We start from the raw sequence: 3,079 nt of genomic DNA, 5'->3' as shown, positions 1-3,079 counted from the left end.
GCGTGATCGGGGTTGCGCGGGAGTTGGCGGCTATTTTCGAACGTCGGTTCAGCCTGCCCGAACCGGATTTTCCCGAAGAAGCCGGCCCGGTGGCGGAGAAGGTTACGATCACGGTCAGTGATGCGCAACTTTGTCCCCGTTATGTGGGGCGGGTGGTTGAGGATGTCGTGTTGGGCGAATCCCCGCTCTGGCTGAAATCCCGTCTGCTGGCGGCTGGAGTGCGGGCGATCAGCAATGTGGTTGATGTAACCAACTATGTCATGCTCGAAACCGGGCAGCCTCTGCATGCTTTTGACCTTGATCAACTGGAACAGGGCCGTATCGAGGTGCGTCGAGCCGGTGACGAATGTGATTTTACCACCCTGGACGGAGTGCAAAGACGGCTTGATCCGGAAACCCTGATGATCTGTGATGCTCGTTCCGCGATTGCCGTGGCCGGAATCATGGGTGGTCTTAATTCGGAAATCAATCCCCAGACGCGCAATGTCTTGCTGGAAAGCGCGTTTTTTCAACCGGCCTCGATTCGGCGCTCGGCGCGCCGGCTCAATCTGAGTACCGAAGCCTCGTATCGTTTCGAGCGGGGGGTTGATTCTGAGGCCACGGCGCGGGTTGTCGATCGGGCCGCCGAACTACTTCATAAAATTGCGGGGGGGCGGGTATGTCGTGGACAACTGGATGTCTGTGCCGATCCACGTCCGTTATCTCCGATAGCACTGCGTATTTTTCAGGTTAACAATCTGTTGGGACTCAACCTGGAGTCGAACACGATTAAGAATATCCTCAAGCGTCTGCAGCTGAAGATAATCAAAGAGGATGAACAATTATTAACCGTCGTGCCGCCCGCCTGGCGCTTTGATCTCGAAAGAGAGGTTGATTTAATCGAGGAAGTCGCCAGAATTTATGGTTACGATCAGATTTCGGTCACGCCGGCCCGGATTTCTGATCCCGAGGTTGGGGATGATGAAGCCTCGATTGTTCAGGGTAAAATTCGTCGCCTCATGAGCGCCTGCGGATTTAATGAAGCCGTCAATTACAGTTTTATAGATCCGCAGACGGTAGCGTTGCTGCGTTTCCCCGCTACTGAGCGTTTTTACGATTTTGTCCGCCTGCGTAATCCGATTAGTTCCGAGATGGCGGTTATGCGGACCTCTCTGTTGCCGGGTTTGCTGCTGAATCTCAGGGATAATCTTCGGGTTAACGTCAAGGATATTCGTCTTTTTGAAATCGGCCGTAATTTTTTTCAATGTCGCCAGGAAAAATTGCCTTGTGAGGAGCTTTGTCTGGCCGGGGTTGTCTGCGGCCGGCGGGAAGCCGAACATTTTTCTACTCCGGAGGATCTGTACGATTTCTTTGATCTCAAGGGGTTGCTCGAAACGATCGCCGCGGAATTGGGCGTTGAACTTAACTTTATTCCGGAGAACTACTATAATTGCTTGACTCCGGGGCGGTCCGCGACTATTATGCTGGACCGCCGGCCGATAGGTTCACTGGGTTTGTTGCATGAAGAGGTGGCCGGGGCCTTTGATATTGAGCCGGAAACCTACGGGTTTGAGCTATCATTGGGCTTTTTGGTGGAGGCCGCAGGCGGCAGGCGCGTAGTCTATCAGGGGGTGACTCGTTATCCTCCCGTGTACCGCGATCTGGCTTTTCTGCTTGATGCCTCATTGCCGGCGGCCGAAATTCTTGAGTATCTACGCCAGCAGCATAAGTTGTTGGCGGCGGTCGAAGTCTTTGATGTCTTTCAGGGCGACGCCTTGCCGCAAGGGAAAAAAAGTTTGGGCTTTCGCTTGACTTTTCAGGATCTTAATAAAACCTTGACAGATAAAAAAGTAAATGCGATTATTACTCAGCTGATCAAGGGGGTCGAGGAGAAGTTTGCCGGGACCGTGCGCTGAAAAGCGGCAGACTTTTACTAAGAGGGCAGGTGGCAATGACAAAAGCCGATATGGTTGAAGTAGTTTATGAGCGTATCGGGGTCTCGAAGCGGGAAGCCGCGCGGATCGTCGAAAATCTGTTCGATATTCTCAAGGAGACCCTGGAGCAAGGGGAAAACGTCAAGATTTCCGGCTTTGGCAGTTTTAATATTCAGCATAAAAAGCCCCGTCGCGGACGTAATCCGCAGACCGGGGAAGAAATCACTATTTCCGCCCGTCGTGTCCTGAGTTTTAAGGCCAGCAATGTCTTGCGTGACCAGCTAAATCCCTGAACCGCGCCAAGTTTGAATTTTCCGGAATCTTGGGTGTAAAAGGTAAAGAGTGGGGTGAATGACCTCAGAAGAAAGGGTTCCTGATAAGCTTTTTTTCCGGATCGGCGAGGTCAGTCGGATAGTCGGAGTCAAACCTTATGTTCTGCGCTACTGGGAGCAGGAATTCAGTTTTATCAAGCCGGAAAAAAGTAATGGAAAACAAAGGCTGTATCGACGTTGTGATGTGATCGCCTTATGCCGGATCCGGCGTCTTCTGCATGAAGAGCGCTACACCATTGAGGGAACGAGAAAGAAAATCAGAGAAATCATGGCTGCGGGACAAGAAAAGAAGGTGTCGCCGTCCGCCGAGATCTGCCTGAGAAATTTAAGAAATGAATTGCAGACGATTCGCTCGTTGATCGAAAACCATCTGCAGCAAGAATAAAGAATTAGTTATTAAAACGGGACGTAGCGCAGCTTGGTAGCGTACCTGAATGGGGTTCAGGGGGTCGGAGGTTCAAATCCTCTCGTCCCGACCAGTTATAAAAACGGGCACTTACATTAAATTGTGAGTGCCCGTTTTTTTTGTGATGTCTTTTCAGTCGCGATGAAGGCTTGGTTGACGGCAGGGTTTTTGTTAATGCCAGAAGAAACTCGTCGTACGCAAGACCGTCTTCTTGGCCCTGACGGTTCTGTTCTTCAAAGTGGCAAAGCATGTTCAAAAGCTTGAGCTTTTTGAGATTATTCTTGAGCGGCAATAGAGTTGCCGGTTTCATATCACACCTCCTAATTGTCCGTAAATTGAGGTGTCGGCATCTGCTAATGTCGGCCGGTCGGATAAGGATTCTATTTTATCCGGCGTCTCCTGGTTGGCTAATAATATATGTTTAATTT

General features: G+C 50.8%; 3 protein-coding genes and 1 tRNA gene. All 4 read left to right on the top strand.

The annotated features are described in order from the left end of the window. On the top strand, positions 1–1,895 hold a 1,895-nt coding region (locus ENN66_06715; protein ID HDS16292.1), incomplete at its 5' end, for a phenylalanine--tRNA ligase subunit beta. A gap of 35 nt (positions 1,896–1,930) precedes the next feature. Further along, positions 1,931–2,206 carry an integration host factor subunit alpha gene (locus tag ENN66_06710; GenBank protein HDS16291.1) on the top strand — a complete coding sequence of 92 codons (276 nt, stop codon included), beginning with the start codon at positions 1,931–1,933 and terminating at the stop codon, positions 2,204–2,206. A 58-nt stretch (positions 2,207–2,264) separates the two neighbouring features. Next, positions 2,265–2,630 (top strand): MerR family transcriptional regulator, encoded by a 366-nt coding sequence (locus ENN66_06705; GenBank protein ID HDS16290.1) that lies wholly within the window; start codon positions 2,265–2,267, stop codon positions 2,628–2,630. Between the two features lie 17 nt (positions 2,631–2,647). After that, positions 2,648–2,724, top strand: a tRNA-Pro gene (locus ENN66_06700). Positions 2,725–3,079 lie beyond the last annotated feature (355 nt).

The organism is Pseudomonadota bacterium, assembly GCA_011049115.1.
Lineage (GTDB): Bacteria > Desulfobacterota > Anaeroferrophillalia > Anaeroferrophillales > Tharpellaceae > DSCM01.
This window is presented reverse-complemented; position numbering and strand designations above follow the sequence as displayed.

Coding starts and splice junctions, on each gene's coding strand:
- ENN66_06705 (HDS16290.1), top strand. CDS start 2,265: ATGACCTCAGAAGAAAGGGTTCCTGATAAGCTTTTTTTCCGGATCGGC.
- ENN66_06710 (HDS16291.1), top strand. CDS start 1,931: ATGACAAAAGCCGATATGGTTGAAGTAGTTTATGAGCGTATCGGGGTC.